Origin of the sequence: Streptomyces sp. NPDC102259, assembly GCF_044766465.1 — a bacterium.
Taxonomy (GTDB): domain Bacteria; phylum Actinomycetota; class Actinomycetes; order Streptomycetales; family Streptomycetaceae; genus Streptomyces.
In genome coordinates, this window is the sequence record NZ_JBIWMA010000031.1 from 1 (window position 1) to 22,660 (window position 22,660).

Below are 22,660 nucleotides of genomic sequence, written 5' to 3' on the forward strand. Positions count from 1 at the left end.
TCTCAGGCTTTCCTCCGGGCGCTTCCCTTCGGTCTTGCGTTTCCGACTCTATCAGATCTTTTCTCGACCCGATTTCCTCGGTGCTTTCCAGGTTCCCGCTTTTGTTTCGCGGTTTCCTTTCCGGCGGTTCCGACTTTATCAGAAGTTCTGAGTCGGATTTCCCGGCCCCTCCTGGGAGTGGTTCGGGTGCCTAAGCAACCCGGGTTCCCGTTCAGGCGGAGCCGTAAACGTACTGGAGCGGGGCTCCTCGATGCAAATCGAGGAGCCCCGCTCCGGGTTCACGCCCACGAGGGACCCTGCGTCGCTCAGACCTCCACCACGACCGGCAGGATCATCGGCCTGCGGCGGTAGGTGTCGGAGACCCACTTGCCCAGCGTGCGGCGGATGAGCTGCTGGAGCTGGTGGGGCTCGACCACGCCGTCCTGGGCGGAGCGTTCCAGGACCTCGGCGATCTTCGGGGTGACGGCCGAGAAGGCCGAGTCCTCGATGCCTGAACCTCGGGCCTGGATGTGCGGGCCGCCGGTGATCTTGCCGGTGGACGAGTCCACGACGACGAACACCGAGATGATGCCCTCGTCGCCCAGGATCTTGCGGTCCTTGAGGGCGGGCTCGCCCACGTCGCCGACCGAGAGGCCGTCGACGTAGACATAACCCGCCTGGACCTTGCCGGAGATCTTCGCCTTGCCCTCGACGAGGTCGACGACCACGCCGTCCTCGGCGATCACGATGCGGTCGTGCGGGACACCGGTCATGGCGCCCAGCTCGGCGTTGGCGCGCAGATGGCGCCATTCGCCGTGCACCGGCATCAGGTTCTTCGGGCGGCAGATGTTGTAGAAGTACAGGAGCTCGCCCGCGGACGCGTGGCCCGAGACGTGCACCTTGGCGTTGCCCTTGTGGACGACGTGCGCGCCCCAGCGGGTCAGACCGTTGATCACGCGGTAGACCGCGTTCTCGTTGCCGGGGATGAGCGACGAGGCCAGGATCACCGTGTCGCCGGGGACGATGCGGATCTGGTGGTCCCGGTTGGCCATGCGGGACAGGGCCGCCATCGGTTCGCCCTGGGAGCCCGTGCAGACCAGGACCACCTCGTGGTCGGGCAGGTCGTCGAGCGTCTTGACGTCCACGACCAGGCCCGGCGGCACCTTCAGGTAGCCCAGATCACGGGCGATGCCCATGTTGCGGACCATCGAGCGGCCCACGAAGGCGACCCGGCGTCCGTACTCGTGCGCGGTGTCCAGGATCTGCTGGATGCGGTGGATGTGGCTGGCGAAGCTGGCCACGATGATCCGCTTGCCGGCGTTCCCGAAGACCGTGCGCAGGACGTTGGAGATGTCCCGCTCGGGCGCCACGAAACCGGGGACCTCGGCGTTCGTGGAGTCGGAGAGAAGAAGGTCGATGCCTTCCTCGCTCAGACGTGCGAACGCGTGCAGATCCGTGAGACGGCCGTCCAGCGGGAGCTGGTCCATCTTGAAGTCGCCCGTGTGGACCACCATGCCCGCCGGCGTGCGGATGGCGACGGCGAGGGCGTCCGGGATCGAGTGGTTGACGGCGATGAACTCGCAGTCGAAGGGGCCGATGCGCTCACGGTGTCCCTCCGTCACCTCGAGGGTGTACGGGCGGATCCGGTGCTCCTGGAGCTTGGCCTCGATGAAGGCGAGGGTCAGCTTGGAGCCGATCAGCGGGATGTCCGGCTTCTCCCGGAGGAGGTAGGGGACGGCGCCGATGTGGTCCTCGTGACCATGGGTGAGGACGATGCCCTCGATGTCGTCGAGGCGGTCCCGGATGGACGTGAAGTCCGGCAGGATCAGGTCGATTCCGGGCTGCTCCTCCTCGGGGAAGAGCACACCGCAGTCGACGATGAGCAGACGGCCGCCGAACTCGAAGACCGTCATGTTCCGGCCGATTTCGCCGAGGCCACCGAGCGGGGTGACCCTGAGGCCGTTCGCCGGGAGCGGCGGGGGCGGGGCAAGTTCGGGATGCGGATGACTCAAAAGACTCTCCTCAACCACACACGCCACGTACCGGTTGGCACGTGGCGCGCATGACGTTCGTGCAGTAGCAGTTGTCAGGTGGATTGCAGGCACCGGTGGCCTGCTATTCAGTTGTGAAGTCTGTTGTCAGAGCTGTACCCCGCCCGCCGCAAGATCGATCTTGAGCTGTTCGATCTCTTCGGACGAGCACTCGACCATGGGTGAGCGCAGCGGGCCGGCGGGCAGGCCCAGCAGGGTGAGCGCCGCCTTGGTGGTCATCACGCCCTGGGTACGGAACATGCCCGTGTAGACCGGGAGCAGCTTCTGGTGGATCTCGGTCGCCTTCTGGACGTCCCCGGCGGTGAACGCGTCGACGAGGGCGCGCAGGTCCGGGGTGACCACGTGGCCGACGACCGAGACGAAACCGACCGCGCCCACGGAGAGCAGGGGCAGGTTCAGCATGTCGTCACCGGAGTACCAGGCCAGACCGGAGCGCGCGATGGCCCAGCTGGCGCGGCCCAGGTCGCCCTTGGCGTCCTTGTTGGCGACGATCCGCGGGTGCGCCGCGAGGCGGACCAGCGTCTCGGTGCTGATCGGGACACCGCTGCGGCCGGGAATGTCGTAGAGCATGACCGGCAGCTCGGCGGCGTCGGCGACGGCCGTGAAGTGGCGGTACAGGCCCTCTTGCGGGGGCTTGTTGTAGTACGGGGTGACGACCAGGAGGCCTCGTGCGCCCGCCTTCTCCGCCGCGCGGGCGAGTTCGACACTGTGGTGGGTGTCGTTGGTGCCGACGCCGGCGACGACGTGGGCACGGTCTCCGACGGCTTCCTGGACGGCTCGTACCAGGTCCGATTTCTCCGCGTCACTGGTGGTGGGGGACTCGCCGGTGGTGCCGTTGACGATCAGGCCGTCGTTGCCTGCGTCCACCAGGTGGGTGGCGAGCCGCTGTGCGCCGTCGAGGTCGAGTGCGCCGTCCGCCGTGAAGGGCGTGACCATGGCGGTGAGGACCCGCCCGAAGGGGGTCTGCGGAGAGGAGGTCGGAGCCATGGGTAACACGCTACTCGTTGCTCACCGTGGGGTCTGCCCACGGGGGGTGCGGAAAGTCATGACAAAGGTGGAACCCGGCACTGCCTGCTCGGGGGTTCAAGCAGTGCCGGGTCCGTTTGATCAGGCTAGATGAACTTCTCTAAATGCCGCAATACGGACACTTCGCGCGGATGATCCGTACATACGTCTCCGTCGCTCGGTTCCGTCGCCCGTCCCGGTCGGTCGTCCCGGTCACGTCCGTCAGGGCGCCACTCGGCCGTTGGCGTTGAAGGCCGCGTACGTGAGGGGCATGAGCTTGGCCCACTCGGCCTCCATCTTCTCGCCCACCATCTCGATCTCCCGCTGCGGGAAGGACGGGACCTTCGCCAGTTCGTGCTGGGTGCGCAGGCCGAGGAAGTGCATCAGCGAGCGGGCGTTGCAGGTGGCGTACATCGAGGAGAACAGGCCGACCGGCAGGACCGCACGGGCGACCTCGCGGGCGACGCCGGCGGCGAGCATCTCCTGGTAGGCGTCGTAGGCCCGCCGGTAGGAGTCCTCCATGGTGCGGCCGACGAGTTCCTGCTGGGCCTGCGTGCCCTCGGCGAAGACGTACTTGCCGGGACGGCCCTGCTGAACGAGTTTGCGGGACTCGCCGGGGACGTAGAAGACGGGCTGGAGCTCCCGGTAGCGGCCGGACTCCTCGTTGTACGACCAGCCCACGCGGTGGCGCATGAACTCGCGGAAGACGAAGATCGGGGCACTGATGAAGAACGTCATCGAGTTGTGCTCGAAGGGGCTGCCGTGCCGGTCCCGCATCAGATAGTTGATCAGGCCCTTCGAGCGCTCCGGGTCCTTGCCCAGCTCGTCCAGGGACTGCTCGCCGGCGGTCGAGACGCGGGCGGCGAAGAGCACGTCGGCGTCGGACGCGGTGTGCTTGACCAGTTCGACGGTGACGTCGCTGCGGAAGCCGGGCTTGAGGTCGTCGGCGGGGCTGTCGGTCACTGTGCGGGGGTCCTTCCATCGCGTCTTCGGAGCGGCGCCAACTCTACGGGGGCCGCCGAGCCGGCCGTCCACGGGCGTGCCGCGGGATTCGTGCGGGACGTCTGCCGATATGGGGCACGTTTTCGGGCAGTCGCTCGTCTGTATCAGTGAAGCGCCCGATCGAAAGCTCCAGGAGGAAGTACCCATCATGTTCCGCCGGCGCGAGCCCGTACCCTTCGCCTTCCTCGCCGAGGCAGACCGGTTCCGTAGCAATGTCGTTCCCCCGCCCTCCGAGCGGTCCTCCGCCGGTCGGACAGCCGGGCATTGGCTGCTGGGGCTCACCATCGTGGCCGCGCTGGTCGGCGCCCTGGTCATAGGAATGCCGGCGCTGAGCCTGGACCATTCGGCGCCGGCACAGGAGTCGCAGGCGTCCCAGGGGCACTGACGTCTCCCCCACCGCCCGAATGGCGTGGGAGGCACCCCCATGGGCCCCCGATGGTGGTGAGCCGGGACACAGGCGGATAACCTCACCGGGCACAGCCCACGCATGGACGAGTGAGGACCAGCCGTGCCCCTGCCCTTCCTGACGGCCGACCGCGCATTCGAGGCGGCGGACGACGTCGCGTTGCCCTTCGAGGACCGTGAGCGCTGGCGGCGCCCCTACCGACCCGGGCCCTGGCGGGTCGGGGTGGCCGCGCTGGCGCTGCTGCTCGCCTCGTACGTGCTGTTCGCGGCCGTCGTCATCGCGTTGACCGGGTCGATGTCCGAGGCCGGTGCGGTCTTCGGCGGTTCCCTGCTCGTGATCGCCGCTGCCCTGCGGTTGCTGCGTATGGGTGTGTGGGTGAGCGACCGCGGTCTGCGGCACGTGCGTTTCCTCCTCACCCGCACGCTGCCCTGGGAGCGGGTCGTGGCGGTGCGGACCGTGCAGCAGCCGGTGCGCTGGCTGGGCCTGCCGCGGACCGTCCAGGGGCAGGCCCTGACCCTGGGACGGCGGGACCGCCCCGAGGAGGCCGCGCAGCTGCTGACCACGCACGGGGCGGACTTCCTGGCGCGTGGCGAGGCGTTCGACCGGGCGGCGGACGCGATCGAGGCGTGGGCCTCGGAGAACCGACGCGGCTGATCCCTCGGACGCCCGGTCCGACATCCGGCCAGACGTGCGAAGGGGCCGGTCCGCCACAGGTGCGGGCCGGCCCCTTCGGCGTACGGCTCAGGCGGTCGGCACCGGCTTGCCGTCGTGCAGGCTGATCGCGCGTTGCATCGCCTTGCGGGCCCGGGGGGTGTCCCGGGCGTCGTGGTAGGCGACGGCGAGGCGGAACCAGGTGCGCCAGTCGTCGGGGGCGGCCTCGGTCTCGGCCTTGCGCCGGCCGAAGACCTCGTCGGCGGAGTCGCGGTCGACGCGGCCGCCCGCGGTGCGCTTGAGTTCGTCGACGGGCAGTCCGCCCTCGGCGTCGAGTTCGGCGGCGAGGGCGTTGGCCCGGTGGACGAACTGGGTGTTCTTCCACAGGAACCAGACGCCGATGACCGGCAGGATCAGCACCGCCACGCCGAAGGTGACGGTCAGGAGCGTGCCGGACTGGATGAGCATGACGCCGCGGCTGCCGACCAGGACGAAGTAGAAGACCAGGACGGCGGCCGTGACGGCGTAGGAGAGCTTGGCTCGCATGTCAGCCTCGGCCGAGGTCCAGGAAGTTTTCCAGGCCGAAGGTGAGGCCCGGCGTCGACACCACGCGACGGGCGCCCAGCAGGATGCCCGGCATGAAGCTGCTGTGGTGCAGCGAGTCGTGGCGGACCGTGAGGGTCTCGCCCTCGCCGCCGAGCAGCACCTCCTGGTGGGCCAGCAGACCGCGCAGCCGGACGGCGTGCACCGGGACGCCGTCGACGTTCGCGCCGCGCGCCCCGTCCAGGCCCGTCTCCGTGGCGTCCGGCGCCGGTGCCGTGCCCGCCTCGCGACGGGCCTCGGCGATGAGCTGGGCGGTGCGCGTGGCGGTGCCGGAGGGCGCGTCCACCTTGTTGGGGTGGTGGAGTTCGACGACCTCGACGGACTCGAAGTACGGCGCGGCGATCTGCGCGAACTTCATGGTCAGGACGGCTCCGATGGAGAAGTTGGGCGCGATGAGCACGCCCGTCTCCGGGGACTCGGCCAGCCGGCCCGTCAGGTGCGCGAGGCGCTCCTCGGTCCAGCCGGTCGTGCCGACCACGGCGTGGATGCCGTGCCGTACGCAGTAGTCGAGGTTGTCCATGACCGAGGCGGGCGTGGTCAGTTCGACCACTACCTGGGCCCCGCTCTCGGACAGGGTCTCGAGCTTGTCGCCCCGGCCGAGGGCGGCCACCAGTTCCATGTCCTCGGCGGCCTCGATCGCCCGTACCGCCTCGGAACCGATCCGGCCCTTGGCGCCGAGGACCGCCACGCGCAGCTTGCTCATCTGTTGTGCTTCCTTACCGAAGTTGCCGAAGGACGTGCCGTAGGGGGTCAGGCGACCGCGTCGTGCAGCCGGGCGGCCTGTTTGTCCTTGAGCGGGCCGATGACCGACAGCGACGGGCGCCGTCCCAGGATGTCGCGGGCCACCGAGCGGACCTCGTCCGGGGTCACGGCCGCTATCCGGGTCAGCATGTCGTCGACCGACATCTGCTCGCCCCAGCACAGCTCGCTCTTGCCGATGCGGTTCATGAGCGCGCCGGTGTCCTCCAGGCCGAGGACCGTGGAGCCCCTCAGCTGGCCGATGGCGCGGACGATCTCCTCGTCGGACAGGCCGTGCTCGGCGACCTGGTCGAGCTCGTCCCGGCAGATCTTCAGCACGTCGTGCACCTGGCTCGGGCGGCAGCCCGCGTACACGCCGAAGAGGCCGCAGTCGGCGAAGCCGGAGGTGTACGAGTACACGCTGTAGGCCAGGCCTCGCTTCTCGCGGACCTCCTGGAAGAGGCGGGAGGACATGCCGCCGCCGAGGGCCGTGTTCAGCACGCCGAGCGCCCAGCGCCGGTCGTCCGTGCGGGCCAGACCCGGCATGCCGAGGACGACGTGCGACTGTTCCGTCTTGCGGCCGATCAGCTCGACGCGGCCGGCCGAGCGGATGGCACGCCGGCCGTCGCGCGGGGCGATGGGCGTGGCGTCCGGGTTCTTGAGGGCGCCCGCGTTCTCGAAGGCCGCGCGGACCTGGCGTACGACCTTGTTGTGGTCGATGTTGCCGGCGGCCGCGACCACGAGGTGGGTCGGGTCGTAGTGCTTCTTGTAGAAGCGGCGGATGCGGTCGGCGGTGAGGGCGTTGACCGTGTCGACGGTGCCGAGGACCGGGCGGCCGAGGGCGTTGTCGCCGAACATCGTGTGCGCGAACAGGTCGTGCACGCAGTCGCCGGGATCGTCCTCGGTCATCGCGATCTCCTCGAGGATCGCGCCGCGCTCGACGTTGACGTCCTCCTCGCGGATGAGGGAGCCCGTGAGCATGTCGCAGACGACGTCGATGGCGAGCGGCAGGTCGGCGTCGAGCACGCGTGCGTAGTAGCACGTGTACTCCTTCGCCGTGAACGCGTTCATCTCGCCGCCGACCGCGTCTATGGCGGAGGAGATGTCCAGCGCCGACCTGCGGTTCGTCCCCTTGAAGAGGAGGTGCTCCAGGTAGTGGGTGGCGCCGTTCAGGGACGGCGTCTCGTCTCGGGAGCCGACGTGCGCCCAGATGCCGAAGGTGGCGGAGCGGACCGAGGGGAGGGTCTCGGTGACGATGCGCAGGCCGCCCGGGAGGGTGGTCTTGCGGACGACGCCGATGCCGGCCGTGCCCTTGATCAGGGTTTGGGTACGGGCAACGGCCCGCGCCTCCGAAGAGGTGCGGGCCGTGGCCTGGGAGCTACTCGACGTCACTTGTCGGTGTCGTCCTTCGTGTCCTCATCAGCTTCCTCGCCCTCGATCACGGGGATCAGGGAGAGCTTGCCGCGGGAGTCGATCTCGGCGATCTCGACCTGGACCTTGGAGCCCACACCGAGTACGTCCTCGACGTTCTCCACGCGCTTGCCACCGGCGAGCTTGCGGATCTGCGAGATGTGCAGCAGACCGTCCTTGCCCGGGAGCAGCGACACGAACGCACCGAAGGTGGTGGTCTTGACGACCGTACCCAGGTAGCGCTCGCCGACCTCCGGCATGGTCGGGTTGGCGATGCCGTTGATCGTGGCGCGGGCGGCCTCGGCCTGCGAGCCGACCTGGGCACCGATGTAGATGGTGCCGTCGTCCTCGATCGTGATCTCGGCGCCGGTGTCCTCCTGGATCTGGTTGATCATCTTGCCCTTCGGGCCGATGACCTCACCGATCTTGTCCACGGGGATCTTGACGGTGATGATCCGCGGGGCGTTCGGGGACATCTCGTCCGGCGTGTCGATCGCTTCCATCATCACGTCGAGGATGTGGAGGCGGGCGTCGCGGGCCTGCTTGAGGGCCGCGGCCAGGACGGAGGCCGGGATGCCGTCCAGCTTGGTGTCGAGCTGGAGGGCGGTGACGAACTCCTTGGTGCCGGCGACCTTGAAGTCCATGTCGCCGAAGGCGTCCTCCGCACCGAGGATGTCGGTGAGGGCGACGTAGTGCGTCTCGCCGTTGATCTCCTGGGAGATCAGACCCATGGCGATACCGGCGACGGGGGCCTTCAGCGGCACACCGGCGTTCAGCAGCGACATGGTGGAGGCGCAGACCGAGCCCATGGACGTCGAGCCGTTGGAGCCGAGGGCCTCGGACACCTGACGGATCGCGTAGGGGAACTCCTCGCGCGTCGGCAGGACCGGCACGATGGCGCGCTCGGCGAGCGCGCCGTGGCCGATCTCGCGGCGCTTGGGGGAGCCCACGCGGCCGGTCTCGCCGACGGAGTACGGCGGGAAGTTGTAGTTGTGCATGTAGCGCTTGCGGGTCACCGGGGAGAGGGTGTCCAGCTGCTGCTCCATCCGGAGCATGTTGAGGGTGGTGACGCCCAGGATCTGGGTCTCGCCACGCTCGAACAGCGCCGAGCCGTGCACGCGCGGGATGGCCTCGACCTCGGCGGCGAGCGTACGGATGTCCGTGACGCCGCGGCCGTCGATGCGCGTCTTCTCCTTGATCACGCGCTCACGGACCAGCTGCTTGGTGAGCGAGCGGTACGCGGCGGAGATCTCCTTCTCGCGGCCCTCGAACTCCGGCAGGAGCTTCTCGGCGGCGAGCGCCTTGACGCGGTCCAGCTCGGCCTCGCGGTCCTGCTTGCCCGCGATGGTCAGCGCGGAGGCGAGCTCCGGGCGGACGGCGGCGGACAGCGCCTCCAGGATGTCGTCCTGGTACTCGAGGAAGACCGGGAACTCGCCGGTCGGCTTCGCGGCCTTGGCGGCGAGGTCGGCCTGGGCCTTGCAGAGCACCTTGATGAAGGGCTTCGCGGCGTCCAGACCGGAGGCGACGACCTCCTCGGTGGGCGCCTCGGCGCCGCCCGCGACCAGCTGGATGGTCTTCTCGGTGGCCTCGGCCTCGACCATCATGATCGCGACGTCGCCGTCCTCCAGGACGCGACCGGCGACGACCATGTCGAAGACGGCGTCCTCGAGCTCGGTGTGCGTCGGGAACGCGACCCACTGGCCGTTGATCAGCGCGACGCGGACGCCGCCGATCGGGCCGGAGAAGGGCAGACCGGCCAGCTGCGTCGACGCGGACGCGGCGTTGATCGCCACGACGTCGTACAGGTGGTCGGGGTTGAGCGCCATGATCGTGGCGACGACCTGGATCTCGTTGCGCAGGCCCTTCTTGAAGGACGGGCGCAGCGGGCGGTCGATCAGGCGGCAGGTGAGGATGGCGTCCTCGGAGGGGCGGCCCTCACGGCGGAAGAAGCTGCCGGGGATCTTGCCGGCGGCGTACATCCGCTCCTCGACGTCCACCGTGAGGGGGAAGAAGTCGAGCTGGTCCTTGGGGTTCTTGGAGGCGGTGGTGGCCGACAGCACCATGGTGTCGTCGTCCAGGTACGCCACGGCGGAGCCGGCGGCCTGCTTGGCCAGGCGGCCCGTCTCGAAGCGGATGGTGCGGGTGCCGAAGGTGCCGTTGTCGATGACGGCCTCGGCGTAGTGGGTCTCGTTCTCCACTAGCATTTTCTCCGTTACTTGTCGTCTTTCGTCCCTCGCTGCCCGTGTGGCAGGGGGACGGCTTCGGAGAAACGCTCGGTGCGGGCCGGTCTTCGATCGAAGCACCCGGGGATCTCTTTCCCGGGGGCCACTACCGAGGACCGGCGGCGGCGAGGCGCGCTTCTCCTCGTTCGGTGGGCGTGGTGACGTCTACCCGCAGCGAGTACACGTCATCATGCTGTGTCGTACGTACGGCGTTGTGCTACCACACTACAAAGCGGTGGTGACACTCCGCACGTTCCGCACGGCGACAGGGCGTACGACGGGCCCCGTCGCCGGTGGCACACGGCGCGTATCGGTGTGTACCGATTCGCACCACTGTGTACCGGCATGTACAGCAAAAGGGAGCGGTCCCGATGGTCGGGAACCGCTCCCCTCACGGCGTCCTACTTGGCGCCCGCCGCACCGCGGCGGATGCCGAGGCGGTCGACCAGCGCACGGAAGCGCTGGATGTCCTTCTTGGCGAGGTACTGCAGAAGGCGGCGACGCTGACCGACCAGGATCAGCAGACCACGACGGGAGTGGTGGTCGTGCTTGTGCGTCTTGAGGTGCTCGGTCAGGTCCGAGATCCGGCGCGACAGCATGGCGACCTGGACCTCGGGGGAGCCGGTGTCGCCCTCCTTCTGACCGAACTCGGTGATGAGCTGCTTCTTCGTAGCGGCATCGAGCGGCACGCGTACTCCTCGTAGTCTTTTCAGGGCCACCGAGTGCCCCCGGTCTATGTCTCGGGGGAGCTTCCGTTACTCGGGAGGCGGGATCCGCTGAGCGCGATCTCCAGAACCTTCAGGGACTCCCTGAGGGCGTATCCGGGGATGCGTACACAAACGGCCGAAAGCCAGGGTAGCAGGCCGGGGCGCCGGGCCAGTCCGGGATATCGCGGCGGGCGGTCCGGCCGTGCCGCACCGTGCGGGGGCAGTGTACGGGCGACGACGCCGGGCCGGAACGTAAAAGAGGAACCTCTGAGCTGGGGGAACGCCGACAAGTAGGGTGTCGCCACAGCTCGTTGCAACAGCGGGAACTCAGTGGAGAGGGTCGGAGCCGACATGGCCGATGCCGAGGAAGACGTCAAAGCACGCAAGGAGCGGGAGCGGGACGAGCTGTACGCGCTCGACATCTCCGGCGTCGAGTGGCAGTGCGCCCCGGGCACGGAGGAGCACGAGGAGCGCGTCGAGATCGCCTACCTCCCCGAGGGGGCCGTGGCTATGCGGTCGTCGCTCGACCCGGAGACGGTGCTGCGCTACACGGAGGCGGAGTGGCGGGCCTTCGTGCTGGGCGCCCGGGACGGCGAGTTCGATCTGGAGTCGGCGCCGCACGACCGGGGGTCCGCCGCGCGGTAGCCGGGCCGGCGGCCGGTGCGTGTCGGCCGCCGCTCCCCCGCACCGGGTGCGGCGGTGGGCCGGGACCGGAGCCGAGGACGGCGGGGACGAGCGGCGTGGCCGAAGCGCGCGCTCGGCGTCGATCGGGCCGACCGGCTCGGGGGCGGTCTCCGTTCGCGGCCCCTGTTCGCGGCCTCCGTTCGCCCCCCCGCGGATCAGCCCGTCATCGACCGGGCCGCCGCGTACACGTCGAAGACGGCCAGTGCCAGCGGGACGAGAGTCAGCAGCACGAAGCCCTCGGCGAGCTCCATGAAGCGGCCCCAGAACGGCGTGAGGCCGCCCCGCGAGCTGATCAGGCCGATCGCCGTGACGATCGCGGACGCCGCCGCGATCGCCGCGACCAGCCAGACGGTACGGATGTCCAGGTCGGTGCGGTCGCCCGCCAGCGCGTCACGGATCACCGAGTGCGGCGGGTTCAGCGCCAGACCGAGCCCGAGCAGGACGAGGGAACCGAGGCCCGCGGCCAGGACCGGGGCGACCTGGGCGGTGTAACGGAACAGGTGGGCGCGCATCAGCAGGGCGATGCCCGCGGCCAGGGCGAGGAGCCGGGCCCAGACGTCGTCGGAGAACCCGAGAACCGCGCAGGCGCCGACCGTGATCACCGCACAGCCGCCCACCAGGCCGACCAGGAGCTCGTGTCCGCGGCGGGCCTGGGCGGCGATCCGCTCGGCGTCGACCGGCTCCCGCGGGACGGGATCGGCGCCGTACGCGCTGCGCGCGGCGGTGGCCGGGGGGTCGAAGCCGATCGGCAGGCGGGCGAAGCGCATGGACAGGCCGGGCAGGAAGGCCAGCGCGCCCACGCCGACGGGGGCGCACAGGGCGGCGGTCTCGGCCGGTGTCCAGTGCGCGAGGATCGCCGCGAACACCGCCGCCATACCGGCGCCCGAGGCGACCACGAAGGCGACGAACGGGCCGTCCCCGCGCGGGGAGCACAGGGTGAGGAGCACCGCGGCGAGCAGCACCGCGGCGCAGGCCAGCAGGAACTGGAGCCTGCCGATGCCCTGCCCGTCGGCGAGCGGGAGGAGTCCGGAGCCCGCCACGCCCACGTTGGGCAGCGCGCCGAGCCCGAGGGCGACGGCCGAGCCCCGGTCGTCGTAGACACGGGCCCGGACACAGGCGAGGGCGACCAGCAGGAGGCCGACGACCGCGGCGAGGATGCCGGGCAGGCCGTACATGTCGTGACGCGGGTCGCCGGTCCAGGCCACGAAGGCGAGGAGGGCCGGCAGGACCCCGCCGCCGACGAGGCCCGCGGCGCGGGTCAGCTCGCCGCTCCACAGGGTGTGCTCGCGCGTCACGGCCGAGGCGACCGCCTCCGACACGTCGTCGAACACGGCGGGCGGCAGCGACTCGGCGAAGGGCCGCAGCGTGAGGAGCTCGCCGTCGAGGATGTGCTGGGCGGCGAACGAACGGGAACTGTCGAGGACGGTGCCGTCCCGGCGGACGAGGTGGTAGCCGACCGGGGCGCCCTCGGCGGGGCTCTGCCGGGAGAGCCTGAGGATCTCCGGGTGGATGTCGGCGACGGGGACGTCGTCGGGCAGCGCCACGTCGATCCGGCTGTCGGGGGCGACGATGGTGACCCGGCAGAAGCCGAGCCCCGTCCCCGCCGCGGGAGCGGCTCCGGCGCCGCGCCCTTCTCCGGTGGCTGCCGCGGAGGCCGCGATACTCACCTGCTGCTCCCCCTCAGTGATGGTTCCGCGTCGGCATGTGCGGGGTGTCGGCGTGTTCGGTGTCGCCGCGTTCGGTGTCGGTGTTCGGTGCCGGCATGTTCGGTGTCGGTGGGCGGTGTGAAGGTTCCGCGCCGGATGGTGCGCGGCACGGCCCGCGGGTGTGCTCACGCGAACATCCGGCACCCTACCGCCCCTTGGTCGTACAGGCAGTCAGTAGGATCACGCGGTGGCCCGCGTCCGTCCGGCACGGGGCGGCGGACGAGGTTTCCCGGGGCCGCGCAAGGGGATTCGGGGCCTCCCAAGGGGATTCGGGGCCCCGCAAGGGGATTGGTGAGCAGTGAGCCACATCGTCGTGAAGCGCCAGCCACGGGCGCTGCCGTCCGAGGTGCCCACCGGCGAGGTCGTTCTGCAGCCTCCGCCGGAGCTGCCGCGGGGCCATCAGGAGAGCGTGCTGATGCAACTGCTGCCGACGCTCGGCATGGGCGGCTCGGTGGTCTTCTTCTTCACCAGCGGGCAGCCGTTCATGCGCATCATGGGCATGGTCATGATCGCCTCGACGGTGGCCATGTCGATCGCGATGGTGGTGCGCTTCCGGCGCGGGTCGCAGGGACAGTTGGCGGATCTGCGCCGCGACTATCTGGGCTATCTGGCGCAGACCCGGCGCACCGCGCTCGACACCGCGCGGGCGCAGCGTGACGCGCAGTACTACCTGCATCCCTCCCCCGAGCAGCTGTGGGCGCTCGTCGCCGAGGGCAGCCGGGTGTGGGAACGGCGGCCCGGGGACGATGACTTCGGCCAGGTCCGCGTCGGCCTCGGCGCCCAGGCCCTCGCCACCCCGCTGATCGCCCCCGAGACCGGCCCGGTGGAGCAGCTGGAGCCGCTGACCGCGGGCGCGCTCCAGCGCTTCCTCGCCGTCCACGACAGCCTCGACGACCTGCCGATGGCCGTCTCCCTGCGCGCCTTCTACCACGTCACGGTCAGCGGTGAGCCGCGGTCGGTGCGCTCCTGCGCCCGTGCCCTGGCCGGTTCGCTGGCCGCGCTGCACTCGTCCGAGGACCTGGTTCTCGTGGTCGCGGTGGGCCGGGAGGAACTGCCGCACTGGGAGTGGGCGAAGTGGCTGCCGCACGTCCAGGCGTCCGGGGCCGTGGACGGGGCGGGCAGCCGCAGGCTGATCGGCGCCGACACCCGTGAGCTGGAGAACCTGCTCGGGGCCCGGCTGACCGGTCGCCCGCGGTTCCATCCGCACGCGACACCGCTGCCCGACGAGCCGCACATCGTCGTCGTCCTCGACGGCGTCTCCCTTCCCCCGGACTCCGTCCTGGCCAATCCCGAGGGTCTCCAGGGCGTGACGGTCCTCGAGATCGTCCCCGGTGAGCCGACGGGGGCCGGCGGCGAGCTCGACATCGTCGTACAGCCCGGGGCGCTGCGGCTGGAGTCGGGACACGGCGCCGTCTACGAGGGGACGCCCGACGCGCTGTCCCCGGAGTCCGCCGAGGCGCTCGCCCGGCAGCTCGCCCCGCTGCGGATGGCCTCCGGCGGGGACGACGACGAACCGCTGCTGGCCAACCTGGAGTTCACCGACCTGCTGAACCTCGGGGACGCGGCGTCCGTGGACACCCGGCGCACCTGGCGGCCGCGTTCGCTGGCCGAGCGGCTGCGGGTGCCGATCGGGGTGGGCGAGGACGGCCGTCCGGTGATGCTCGACCTCAAGGAGGCGGCGCAGGAGGGCATGGGCCCGCACGGTCTGTGCGTCGGCGCCACCGGATCCGGCAAGTCCGAGCTGCTGCGCACGCTGGTGCTGGGCCTGGCGGTCACCCACTCGTCGGAGACGCTGAACTTCGTCCTCGCCGACTTCAAGGGGGGCGCGACCTTCGCCGGTATGGCGCAGATGCCGCACGTGGCGGCCGTGATCACCAACCTGGCGGACGACCTGACACTGGTGGACCGGATGGGCGACTCCATCCGGGGTGAGCTCAACCGCCGTCAGGAGCTGCTGCGGGACGCGGGCAACTACGCCAACATCCACGACTACGAGAAGGCGCGGGCCGCGGGCGCCGCCCTTCAGCCGATCCCCTCCCTGGTCCTGGTGATCGACGAGTTCAGCGAGCTGCTGACGGCGAAGCCGGACTTCATCGAGATGTTCGTGCAGATCGGCCGGATCGGCCGCTCGCTCGGGGTGCACCTGTTGCTGGCCTCGCAGCGCCTGGAGGAGGGTCGCCTGCGCGGCCTGGAGACCTATCTGTCGTACCGCGTCGGTCTGCGGACCTTCTCGGCGGCGGAGTCGCGGGCGGCGCTGGGCGTGCCCGACGCGTACTCGCTGCCGAACGTGCCGGGTTCCGGCTTCCTGAAGTTCGGCACGGACGAGATGGTGCGGTTCAAGGCGGCGTACGTGTCCGGGGTCTACCGCTCGGGCGCTCAGCGGACGGCGCCGGGGGGCGGCCCGCTGCCGGTGGACCGGCGGCCGGTGCTGTTCACCTCGGCGGAGGTGCCGGTGCGGTACGCGGCCGTGCCACAGGCCCGACCGTCCGGCGGTGCGGAGGTCGACGACGCGCTCGCGGACACCGTGCTCGACGTGATCGTGCGCCGGCTGGAGGCGCAGGGCCCGGCGGCGCACCAGGTGTGGCTGCCGCCGCTGGACAGCCCGCCGTCGCTGGACGCGCTGCTGCCGGGCCTCACGGCGGTGCCGGGCCGCGGCCTCACCCAGCCGGGATACGAGGGCGCGGGCCGGCTGGTCGTGCCGGTGGGTCTGGTGGACAAGCCGTTCGAGCAGCGCCGTGACCCCCTCTGGGTGGACTTCTCCGGCGCCGCGGGCCATATGCAGATCGTCGGCGGCCCGCAGTCCGGCAAGTCGACCCTGCTGCGCTCGCTGATCTGCTCCTTCGCCCTCACCCACACGCCGCACGAGGTCCAGTTCTACGGTCTCGACTTCGGCGGCGGAGGGATGGCGTCGGTGGCCGGCCTGCCGCACGTGGGCGGGGTCGCCTCCCGGCTCGACCCGGAGCGGGTACGGCGCACGGTGGCCGAGGTGTACGGCGTGCTGACCCGCCGTGAGGAGTACTTCCGCTCGGCCGGCATCCCGTCGATCGCGGAGTTCCGGGCCAGGCGGGCCCGCGGGGACATCTCGGTCACGGACCAGCCCTGGGGCGATGTGTTCCTGGTCGTCGACGGATGGGGCAACTTCCGTTCGGAGTACGAGGCGATGGACCAGGTGATCCTCGACATCGCGGCGCGCGGCCTCGGCTACGGCGTCCACCTGGTGCTGACGGCCTCGCGTTCGATGGAGGTCAGGGCCGCCCTCAAGGACCAGCTGATGAACCGCCTCGAACTGCGGCTCGGCGACACGATGGACTCCGAGATCGACCGCAAGGTCGCCGCGAACGTCCCGGCGGGCGTCCCGGGCCGTGGCCAGTCGCCGCAGAAGCAGCACTTCATGGCCGCGGTGCCGCGCATCGACGGCCTCGCCTCGGACACGGACCTCGCCGACGCCACCCAAGCGCTGACCGCGGAGGTCTCCCGGCAGTGGCAGGCCGCGCCCGCACCTGAAGTACGGCTGCTGCCACGGGAGTTCCCGGCCGGCTCACTGCCGCCGGGCGACCGCTTCCCGCGCCGCGGAGTCGCCTTCGCCCTCGACGAGGACCGTCTCGAGCCGGTCTACGTCGACTTCGAGCAGGATCCGTTCCTCCTCGTCTTCGGCGAGAGCGAGTCCGGCAAGTCGAACCTGCTGCGGCTGCTGATCAGGCAACTGACCCAGCGCTACTCGGGCGACGAGTGCAAGCTGTTCGTGGTCGACAACCGACGTTCCCTGCTGGACGTGACGCCGGAGTCCCACCTGGCCGAGTACATCCCGATGTCCAACGCCATGGACCACCACATGGCCGCGCTGGCCGACCTGATGAAACGCCGGACGCCGACGGCCGAGGTGACGGCGCGACAACTCCGCGACCGCAGCTGGTGGCGCGGACCGACGGTGTTCGTCGTCATCGACGACTACGACCTCGTCGCGACGTCGAGCGGCAATCCGCTGGCGGGACTGACGGAACTATTGCCGTTCGCCCGTGACGTCGGGGTGCGGTTCATCATCGCGCGGTCGACGGCGGGTGCGGGGCGGGCGTCGTACGAGGCGTTCCTGCAGCGCATCAAGGAACTGGGCGCCCAGGGTGTGGTGTTGGCGGGTGACCCCGGAGAGGGCGACCTCCTCGGGGGCGTACGGCCTCGTCCGATGCCAGCGGGACGGGGAATCTTCGTCTCACGTCGACGGGGAAAGCCGTTGGTGCAGGTGGGGTTGGCGCCGGAGGGGATGTAGGGGTGGAGGGGGCAGGCGTACTCCCCGTCCACCCGGAGGGACTCGCCGGGGCTGGAATCGACGGGGCTGCGCTGCGCCGCCGATTCCAGCCGGACGGCGGTGAATTGGGGAAAGTAGGGTGAGACCCGTGAACTCACTTGCACGGGGTTCATGGATAGGGCCTGTTGCATGGATCGGGCCTGTTGAGGGATCGACGTAACCGTCCCGTCTGCCGGACAGGCTTCACGGGACACGGGGACACGGGGAAGGGGCTCACGCATGGCGTGGGAGGAGTGGGAGCAGCTGAAGAGTGCGGCGGCTGATCAGCATGCGGCCCGGATGCAACTGAACCACGTACCACTCGACCCGGGTGGTGGCACCGGAACGCTGGTGTCGAACAAGCCCGCGTGGTCCAAAGCCGGCCAGGACATCGGCTCGCTCCGTGAGGACATCAGCAAGGCGACGGCGAAGCTGACGGACGGGCAGAAGGGCCTCGGCGAGGACGCAGGCTGCCTTACCGCGGCGGCGCAGAAGGACGTTCACGCCTCGTGGGAGACCTACGTCAAGAACGTGAGCGGACGCTGCGGAAAGCTCTCGGGGCTTCTGGAGAAGGTTGGCAACGACCAGCTGAAGACCGACGAGGCGATCGAGGTCGAGATCGGCAACCTGACGGTGGAGTACGGGGATACCCCGGCCGTCGGCGGCAAGGGCTGAGGGCGGTAACGAGACGTCATGGACCTCGCAACGCTCAAGGCCCTCAAGCCGACCGAGTACTCGGAAGCCGCCGACGGCTACCGCAGCACCTCCGACATGGCGAGCGCGGCCAAGGACCGCATCGGGAATCAGATCGCCGTGGCCATGCGCAACTCGCTGAAAGGCGAGGCCGCGACCGCCGCGATCAAGCAACTGGGTGAGCTGGGTAAGAACTTCCACTACATCCAGGTCGAGTGCGGTCTGGTCAGTACGGCTCTCGAAGCCTTCTCCTACGAGGTCGGAGCTGCCAAGGGCAAGCTCGACGCGGCCCTCGACGGCGCCCAGGCCGCCGCACTGACCGTGCACGCCGACGGTTCGGTGTCCTATCCGGCGGGCGGGGAGAAGGACGCCGACGGCAAGATTCCCGACGGCGGCACGGTGAACGGCCTGACGGACGGTACAGCTGCCGCGATCGGCCGCCAGGCGGCGAACTTCGATCCCAACCCCAACCACCGCCTCGCGCAGGACTACGCCGACCAGATCGCCGCCGCCCTCAAGGAGGCCACGGAGGCCGACGAGAAGTGGGCGCCGAAGCTGCGCGCATTGAAGGCGGACGACGACCTGACCGTGTCCGACAGTGACTGGGCCGACGCGTCCGCCGACACGAGCGGCGTGAAAGACGCGGGTAAGAAGTATCTCGACTCACTGCCGCAGCCGCCCAAGGACGGCAGCCCTGAGGCCAACGCGGAGTGGTGGAAGGGGCTCACCCCCGAGGAGCAGGCCGCGTGGGTGTCCACCGACCCCAAAGCCGTAGGGGATCTCAACGGACTGCCGTCCGCGGTCCGGGACGAAGCCAACCGCATGGTGTTCGACGAGACCCGTGCGCAGCTCCGGATGGAACTGGCCTCGATCCCGACGCCTCCCGCCAACGAGTGGACGTGGATCAGCGCCGGGGGCTACCCGTCCAAGGTCCACACCGACGAATGGATGGACTGGTACCGACAGTACGGGGACCGCTCCGAGCAGCTCAAGCAGACCCTCACGGGCATGGGGTACATCCAGGACCGCTTCGACCGAACTGGTGAAGGGGGTCTACCCGAGGCATACCTGCTCGGCTTCGACCCCACCGGGCTGGATGACGGAAAGGTCATCCTCGCCAACGGCAACCCGGACGAGGCGGATCATGTGGCCGTCTACGTCCCCGGCACCTACTCCGGCCTCGAAAAGATCGGGGAAGGTGACGATCATGGGGACATCGGCCGAGGGGAGACGCTGTGGGCGGAGAGCTCCAAGCTGGCTCCGGGCCAGAACGTGTCCACTATCACCTGGCTCGACTACAACGCGCCGGACAGCATCGTTCCGGAAGCGAGTAGCGGGAATTATGCGGAGGAGGGCGGTCCGCGTCTGTACGACTTCCTCCAGGGAAACAGAGCAGCCCATGAGGAACTCTCCGGAAACAGCGCCCACACCACGGTCCTCGGGCACAGCTACGGAAGCACGGTGGTCGGTGTCTCCGCCCAATCCGGAAGTTGGAAGGACCCTGAGGCTGTCGACGACTACATGTTCGCGGGGAGCCCGGGTGTTCAAGCGGATCGTGCCGCTGACCTGGGCGTCGGTGCGGACCACGTCTGGGCGATGGGCGGACCTGGGGATGACCAGTTCGTACGCCAGGGCGGTCGCCTGATGGGACTCGGCGACAATGGGACCATTCCCACCGATGAATGGTTCGGTGGGAATGTAATGAAGAGCGACTCAGACGGACACAGCGGATTCTGGGATGAGGGATCCCAAAGCCTGCGCAATCAAGGGGCCGTAATCGCCGGCAAGTACCATAGGGTCGAACTTGAATAGACTAATTTCGGGATTTATATACACTGCCGCGACCTGTGCGCTATTGGTCGCATGCTCGCAAGAGAGTGGGACGGTCGACGTGGAGGTACGGGACGGGGAAACGGTCAAGGCGGAGGTCGAGCAGACGTCCAGCCAGATTCTGGAGATCATGGCGCTTAAGGGAAAGGTGACCGACACTGGCGCCATGACCACACGGTGCACGGACTACGACTCGGACCAGGAGGTCTACCGAAGCCGCCATCCGTGGAGCGTCTACCAGGTTCCCGTGGCAGACATGGAGAAGGCCATGGAACGCCTCCGCGAAGGACTGCCAAAGAAGGGCTGGAAGATCGTAAAGGATGGGGCGGACGACAGTGCCGCCAAGAGTCCACAGATCGTTGCCCAGTCCAAGGGCGACGAATTCGCAGTGGACGTCAGGCTGCTTGATGAGCGGAAGTACGGCGATGACCCGTCCCTCATCGAGGTAACAGTCGAATCGGCCTGCTACAAGGCCAAGTGAGCGCCGTTTCAAGCCACACCACGACCGGGTGTTTCGGTGAATCGTGGACACAAGCTCGCAGCGGCTCGGCCGCCATGGACACGGGTCTGGATCGGGCCTGACGCGTCGACCCGATCCAGACCACGTAGCAGAGCTCAGCGTCGGAGGTTAGGCACCCGTTCGAATGAGGGTGCCGGCGCTCACCGGGACCCCTCGGGCGACGGGCGATGGCAGGCGCAGCTACATCGGCGTACCAGCAGTAGGCCCCCACGGTGCGGGAGTGGGATGTCCCGCAGGCGGCGGCACGAGGCGTGCACGTCCTCGTAACCAGGCCGACGCGCCAGGGCGCACTCCGGCGACAACTCCCCCGCCTCTCCCACCGTTCCGGCGGACCGCGCCCTCACTGCCCACCCGCGGCTTGGCGGGACGGGGGCAGGACGCTGAGGACGTCCTGCCGCGGCGGGTAGTGCGCGGCGCACACATGGCAGGCGTACACGGCGAAGCCCGGCCCCGAGTTCTGGTGGACCACACCGACCACGACCGGGGTCTCGGTCGTCACCTGGCAGCGCACGCACATCCGCACCGGCAGGCGGGGCGTCCTGTCTTCCGTCGCCATCACGCCGCCCTCTCCGCGCCGACGACATGCCGGTCGAGGTCGATACCGAAGTCCGCCGCCAGAACCAGCGCCACACGACGCCGTGTCTGCCGCACCTGCTCATGCTCCCGTTCACGGCGAGCCCGCTCCGCCGCGAGTACGTAGGGGCGGACCGGGGCGGTCGAGGCTCCGTCGAGGGGCTCCGGCAACCCGTACGGGGAACGGGGTGCGGGAAGCCGGACAACCATTGCGCGGGTCCCCTCGGGAACGCGGGCGGGGGCCGGTACGGCGGGGTATGCAACCGCCCTTCGCCTGCCGGTGCCAGGCGCGAACACGCCCCGGATCCCGCGCAGCAGCGCATGGATAATGCTCACTGTCATCAACCTCCGTTGGGTTGGTGGCCATGCCCCCGGACGGCTCCACCCGTCGCGGGGGTTCTTACGTCCACCATAGCGTGATGCAGCGTGATGCATCTAGCTGTAGCTAGAGCTAAAGATGCCAAGCCTGGTACGTCTACCTACGGTCGAGGAATGTCCCTTGACCCTGAATCAGGCCGACCGCTGTACATGCAGCTCGCTGACGTGATCGAGTCCAGGATCCGCAGCGGCGCATACGCTCCCGACCGCATGATCCCCGCGTCACTCCGGCTCTCCGAGGAGTACGGCATCGCCCATATGACCGTACGCCGGGCCATGCGAGAGCTGCGTGAGCGCGGCTTGATCTACACCGTGTCCGGCAAAGGGTCCTATGTGGTGCCCAAGCCAACGATCAGCACCCCCGAAGCCGACACAACCACCGGTGACGAGTCCGCCGACTAAGGTGCCGCGGTGCGGCCACGCCGCAGCGCAGAACAGGGTGGGCACCTCCCGTGCGTGCCCACCCTGGTGTTGCGGAGTACCTGCTGCTACATGAAGTAGCTGGCGCCCTTCAGGTCGCCGCCTCGGTAGTCACCGCCGGCGCCGTGGACCTGGTGCGAGATCTGGAGCAGCGCCGCGTGGATGCCACGTGCGTGCTTGTTCCACTCCTCGCTCTTGCTCTGGAACTGCTGGAACGCCTCGCCGCCCCAGCCCGAGGACACATTGAGCACGGCCTGGCGCAGCGCTTCGAGGTCCTCCTCGAGCTTCTTGGCCTGGTCGCCGAGCTCGGTGGCGAGCGCGTCCATGGTGCCGTAGGTGACGGCGAGTTCCTCGTAATGGGCTCCGGATGACATTTTTCCCTCGTTTCTCTGAAGACTTCAGCCGGACTTCGCCGGATCGATGGTCAGTAGCTGTTGAGCGCCGAAGTCTTTCCACCGAGATCGTCGACCGAGATCTTGTTCATGTCGGCGGTGATCTGGTCTTCGAGGTTCTGCTTGTCCGTCTTCGTCATGTGGATGCCCTCGAGGAAGTCGTCGAGCATCTTGCCGATCGCGACCATGTGGCCGTTGATCTCCGTCTGCTTGGTGTTGAAGGCGTTGGCACCCTGGCCCGTCCACGCCCTCTCGATCATGTCGATCGTGCCCTGCAACTTCGCGAGGGAGCCACGGATGTTGTCGTAACGATCGACGACTTCCTTCTGGAGCTTCTGTACATCGCCGTCGTTTAGCTTGCGGTCGACCATTTCGGCACTCCTTTTCGCTTTCGTGAGCTGTGGTTCG

The 22,660-nt window shown here is 69.2% G+C and carries 21 protein-coding genes; 8 read left to right on the forward strand and 13 right to left on the reverse strand.

Going from position 1 to position 22,660, the window contains the following annotated elements; translation table 11 throughout:
- Window positions 1-305 precede the first annotated feature (305 nt).
- The 3 genes from ACIRPU_RS39630 to thyX form a co-directional block, all read right to left on the reverse strand.
- On the reverse strand, window positions 306-1,991 hold the full coding sequence (locus ACIRPU_RS39630) for a ribonuclease J (RefSeq protein ID WP_384119773.1): 1,686 nt from the start codon (window positions 1,989-1,991) through the stop codon (window positions 306-308).
- Between the two features lie 126 nt (window positions 1,992-2,117).
- Window positions 2,118-3,017 (reverse strand): 4-hydroxy-tetrahydrodipicolinate synthase, encoded by a 900-nt coding sequence (gene dapA / locus ACIRPU_RS39635; protein ID WP_384119776.1) that lies wholly within the window; start codon window positions 3,015-3,017, stop codon window positions 2,118-2,120.
- A 240-nt stretch (window positions 3,018-3,257) separates the two neighbouring features.
- Entirely contained in the window at window positions 3,258-3,998 is a 741-nt protein-coding gene (gene thyX, locus ACIRPU_RS39640; protein WP_385567934.1) for an FAD-dependent thymidylate synthase, read from the reverse strand.
- Between the two features lie 187 nt (window positions 3,999-4,185).
- Here thyX and ACIRPU_RS39645 point away from each other — a divergent pair, with 187 nt between their 5' ends.
- Together ACIRPU_RS39645 and ACIRPU_RS39650 are read left to right on the forward strand one after the other, a co-directional pair.
- A complete protein-coding gene (locus tag ACIRPU_RS39645) occupies window positions 4,186-4,422 on the forward strand; it encodes a hypothetical protein (RefSeq protein WP_384119781.1) in 237 nt (78 codons plus the stop codon).
- Between the two features lie 123 nt (window positions 4,423-4,545).
- Entirely contained in the window at window positions 4,546-5,097 is a 552-nt protein-coding gene (locus ACIRPU_RS39650; protein ID WP_403876625.1) for a hypothetical protein, read from the forward strand.
- A gap of 87 nt (window positions 5,098-5,184) precedes the next feature.
- Here the strand turns inward: ACIRPU_RS39650 and ACIRPU_RS39655 are convergent, their stop codons facing one another.
- The 5 genes from ACIRPU_RS39655 to rpsO all read right to left on the reverse strand — a co-directional run bounded on the left by ACIRPU_RS39655 (window position 5,185) and on the right by rpsO (window position 10,756).
- A complete protein-coding gene (locus tag ACIRPU_RS39655) occupies window positions 5,185-5,640 on the reverse strand; it encodes a hypothetical protein (protein ID WP_384119787.1) in 456 nt (151 codons plus the stop codon).
- A gap of 1 nt (window position 5,641) precedes the next feature.
- Entirely contained in the window at window positions 5,642-6,400 is a 759-nt protein-coding gene (gene dapB / locus ACIRPU_RS39660) for a 4-hydroxy-tetrahydrodipicolinate reductase (protein WP_403876628.1), read from the reverse strand.
- Between the two features lie 47 nt (window positions 6,401-6,447).
- Window positions 6,448-7,827 (reverse strand): M16 family metallopeptidase, encoded by a 1,380-nt coding sequence (locus ACIRPU_RS39665; protein ID WP_403876631.1) that lies wholly within the window; start codon window positions 7,825-7,827, stop codon window positions 6,448-6,450.
- Entirely contained in the window at window positions 7,824-10,043 is a 2,220-nt protein-coding gene (locus tag ACIRPU_RS39670; RefSeq protein ID WP_355708572.1) for a polyribonucleotide nucleotidyltransferase, read from the reverse strand. Before ACIRPU_RS39670 ends, ACIRPU_RS39665 begins: the two co-directional genes overlap by 4 nt.
- Window positions 10,044-10,468: 425 nt before the next feature.
- The gene (gene rpsO / locus ACIRPU_RS39675; RefSeq protein WP_020128575.1) at window positions 10,469-10,756 is read right to left on the reverse strand and encodes a 30S ribosomal protein S15; all 288 of its coding nucleotides are present in this window, start codon (window positions 10,754-10,756) and stop codon (window positions 10,469-10,471) included.
- A gap of 369 nt (window positions 10,757-11,125) precedes the next feature.
- Between rpsO and ACIRPU_RS39680 the strand changes: the two genes are divergently transcribed.
- Window positions 11,126-11,419 carry a DUF397 domain-containing protein gene (locus ACIRPU_RS39680; RefSeq protein WP_403876634.1) on the forward strand — a complete coding sequence of 98 codons (294 nt, stop codon included), beginning with the start codon at window positions 11,126-11,128 and terminating at the stop codon, window positions 11,417-11,419.
- A gap of 194 nt (window positions 11,420-11,613) precedes the next feature.
- Here ACIRPU_RS39680 and eccD read toward each other — a convergent pair whose 3' ends face one another.
- On the reverse strand, window positions 11,614-13,125 hold the full coding sequence (gene eccD, locus ACIRPU_RS39685) for a type VII secretion integral membrane protein EccD (protein WP_403876637.1): 1,512 nt from the start codon (window positions 13,123-13,125) through the stop codon (window positions 11,614-11,616).
- Between the two features lie 337 nt (window positions 13,126-13,462).
- On the opposite strand from eccD, the gene eccCa reads away from it, so the two are divergent.
- From eccCa to ACIRPU_RS39705, 4 genes are all read left to right on the forward strand, one after another.
- On the forward strand, window positions 13,463-17,428 hold the full coding sequence (eccCa, locus tag ACIRPU_RS39690) for a type VII secretion protein EccCa (protein WP_403876640.1): 3,966 nt from the start codon (window positions 13,463-13,465) through the stop codon (window positions 17,426-17,428).
- Window positions 17,429-17,686: 258 nt separating this feature from the next.
- On the forward strand, window positions 17,687-18,121 hold the full coding sequence (locus ACIRPU_RS39695; RefSeq protein WP_403876643.1) for a hypothetical protein: 435 nt from the start codon (window positions 17,687-17,689) through the stop codon (window positions 18,119-18,121).
- Window positions 18,122-18,139: 18 nt separating this feature from the next.
- Entirely contained in the window at window positions 18,140-19,951 is a 1,812-nt protein-coding gene (locus ACIRPU_RS39700) for an alpha/beta hydrolase (RefSeq protein ID WP_403876646.1), read from the forward strand.
- 79 nt (window positions 19,952-20,030) lie between these two features.
- The gene (locus ACIRPU_RS39705) at window positions 20,031-20,450 is read left to right on the forward strand and encodes a hypothetical protein (RefSeq protein ID WP_403876649.1); all 420 of its coding nucleotides are present in this window, start codon (window positions 20,031-20,033) and stop codon (window positions 20,448-20,450) included.
- Between the two features lie 379 nt (window positions 20,451-20,829).
- Here the strand turns inward: ACIRPU_RS39705 and ACIRPU_RS39710 are convergent, their stop codons facing one another.
- Both ACIRPU_RS39710 and ACIRPU_RS39715 read right to left on the reverse strand, forming a co-directional pair.
- Window positions 20,830-21,045, reverse strand: a complete 216-nt coding sequence (locus tag ACIRPU_RS39710; protein WP_403876652.1) for a hypothetical protein — start codon at window positions 21,043-21,045, stop codon at window positions 20,830-20,832.
- The gene (locus ACIRPU_RS39715; RefSeq protein WP_355708532.1) at window positions 21,045-21,272 is read right to left on the reverse strand and encodes a hypothetical protein; all 228 of its coding nucleotides are present in this window, start codon (window positions 21,270-21,272) and stop codon (window positions 21,045-21,047) included. Before ACIRPU_RS39715 ends, ACIRPU_RS39710 begins: the two co-directional genes overlap by 1 nt.
- Before the next feature lie 282 nt (window positions 21,273-21,554).
- Between ACIRPU_RS39715 and ACIRPU_RS39720 the strand changes: the two genes are divergently transcribed.
- The gene (locus ACIRPU_RS39720) at window positions 21,555-21,842 is read left to right on the forward strand and encodes a GntR family transcriptional regulator (protein ID WP_403876656.1); all 288 of its coding nucleotides are present in this window, start codon (window positions 21,555-21,557) and stop codon (window positions 21,840-21,842) included.
- An 86-nt stretch (window positions 21,843-21,928) separates the two neighbouring features.
- Here the strand turns inward: ACIRPU_RS39720 and ACIRPU_RS39725 are convergent, their stop codons facing one another.
- Both ACIRPU_RS39725 and ACIRPU_RS39730 read right to left on the reverse strand, forming a co-directional pair.
- Window positions 21,929-22,234, reverse strand: a complete 306-nt coding sequence (locus tag ACIRPU_RS39725) for a WXG100 family type VII secretion target (protein WP_355708528.1) — start codon at window positions 22,232-22,234, stop codon at window positions 21,929-21,931.
- 50 nt (window positions 22,235-22,284) lie between these two features.
- Window positions 22,285-22,623: a WXG100 family type VII secretion target gene (locus ACIRPU_RS39730; RefSeq protein ID WP_356255877.1), complete on the reverse strand. Its 339-nt coding sequence runs from the start codon at window positions 22,621-22,623 to the stop codon at window positions 22,285-22,287.
- Window positions 22,624-22,660 lie beyond the last annotated feature (37 nt).